Genomic DNA, 1,594 nt, shown 5'->3' on the forward strand with positions numbered 1-1,594 from the left:
ACTAAAAAGGAGCACTCTCAGAGTGAAGCCTACCCGCACCTATCCCCGCCTGCACATCGATACCGCACCCAGCAATGCCCTCGGCCAGGCCGGCGGCCTCCTGCTCACCGAAACCGTGCACACCAGCGGGCTGGGGCACCATCTGAAGTCCGCGCTGGCGCGGTGGAAGAAGCCCTTCGCGGTCCATGACCCGGCGAAGACCCTTCTTGATCTCGCGATCACTCTCGCTCTTGGCGGCGACGCTCTGTCAGACTCCACCGCACTCCGGGACGAACCTGATCTGTATGGTCCTGTGGCATCGAAAGCAACGATCACCAGAATCATCCAAGCCCTGGCCGCGGACGTCGATCAAGGTTTGACGGCGATCAATGCTGCCCGGGCCGCGGCCCGGCAACGGGTGTGGGAACTGGCTGGCAAGCATGCCCCGAACCATGACGCGAATGCGCACAACCCGATGGTCATCGACATCGATGCGTCGTTGATCACCGCTCACAGTGAGAAAGAGAGTGCGAAGCCCACCTATAAGAAGGGGTTCGGGTTCCATCCTTTGCTCGCCTTCATCGACCATGGCCAAGCCGGTACTGGAGAGCCCGTTGCCGAAATCCTGCGCCCAGGCAACGCAGGATCGAATACTGCTGCCGATCACATTCAGCTGGTCAAACTCGTCCTTAATCAATTGCCCGGTAGCAACCCTCGCCCGGGCAAGAGCGTCCTCATCCGCACCGACACCGCCGGAGGAACCCACAACTTCATCGAGTTCCTCACGAAGCGGCGTCTGTCCTATTCGGTGGGGTGGATGTTGCCAGAAAACACTCCCGAGTTGTATCACCAGCTGACGGAACTTGGTGCGTGGGAGTCGGCTTATGACACCAACGGCGATCCCCGTGATGGTGCTGATGTGGCCGAACTAACCGGAGTGCTCGACCTGGACGAGTGGCCTGACGGGATGCGAGTCATTGTGCGCCGGGAGCGTCCTCATCCGGGTGCCCAGTTGCGCTTTGATGATGTCGACGGATACCGACTGACGGCGTTCGCGACGAATACGAGTGCCGGGCAGTTGGCGGAGCTGGAAGTCCGTCACCGGTCTCGTGCCCGTTGTGAGGATCGAATCCGGATCGCGAAGGACTCCGGGTTACGCAACTTCCCGCTGCAGGGATTCGACCAGAACCGACTGTGGTTGGCTGTTGTCGCTTTGGCTGGGGAGATCGAGGCGTGGAAGTCGTTGTTGGCGTTTCCGGATCATGAGATCCGCCGGTGGGAGCCGAAGAAGCTGCGCATGCACGTGTACGCAGTCCCGGCGACGATCGCGAGGACAGCCAGGCGGGTGGTCGTGCATGTGAAGGCCACTGCAACTTGGGCGCGGATCATCGTCGCTGGCTTGAACAGCTTACGAGCACTGCCGGGGCCAGCACCGGGCTGAGGCCGTTATTGTCCGTGTCCGAACGATAGAGAATAATTCCGGGATCGGAGTCCCCGCTTCTGCTGTGGCGTGACACGGTGGTTGTGTCATACCCGGATGCGAGAATCATTACCTATACGCGGCAACGGAGCTGGAATCAGGACCGACTGGCCAGCCATGAAAAATCGAGGTTAG

The 1,594-nt window shown here is 60.6% G+C and carries 1 protein-coding gene; it reads left to right on the plus strand.

From position 1 onward, the window contains the following. Positions 1 to 22 precede the first annotated feature (22 nt). The gene (locus BSP239C_RS20315) at positions 23 to 1,420 is read left to right on the plus strand and encodes an IS1380 family transposase (protein WP_101575099.1); all 1,398 of its coding nucleotides are present in this window, start codon (positions 23 to 25) and stop codon (positions 1,418 to 1,420) included. Positions 1,421 to 1,594: the final 174 nt, after the last annotated feature.

It is taken from the genome of Brevibacterium sp. 239c (assembly GCF_900169365.1).
GTDB lineage: Bacteria > Actinomycetota > Actinomycetes > Actinomycetales > Brevibacteriaceae > Brevibacterium.